Consider the following 268-nt stretch of genomic DNA (forward strand, 5'->3'; position numbering starts at 1 on the left):
TTGTTTAGAGGGGGTAAGTTCTAAGGGAGAATCAAAAGAACTATTCACAATTTGAGTGCCAAGGTTAATTAAAGAGCGCCGAATAAACAGATCATAAATAACCTGTCCGTAATCTTGTATATTGATGATTGTGACAGCTTCTTTGGCTAAACGAACAACATAATTAAAGACTGTGATATCTCCAATTTTCTCATCATTTGCAATAAAGGGCTTCATGGTAATGGGGTCTGCAACTTTTCCCTTTTGAACAATTGTTAAGATGATATCA

1 protein-coding gene is annotated in these 268 nt (G+C 35.1%); it reads right to left on the minus strand.

What is annotated here, in order from left to right; genetic code table 11:
• Window positions 1-268: DnaB-like helicase N-terminal domain-containing protein (locus ACFINZ_RS11180; protein WP_375701552.1), on the minus strand; the 268-nt coding region annotated here is incomplete at both ends.

This window comes from Bartonella sp. AA81SXKL, assembly GCF_042196945.1.
Taxonomy (GTDB): Bacteria; Pseudomonadota; Alphaproteobacteria; order Rhizobiales; family Rhizobiaceae; genus Bartonella.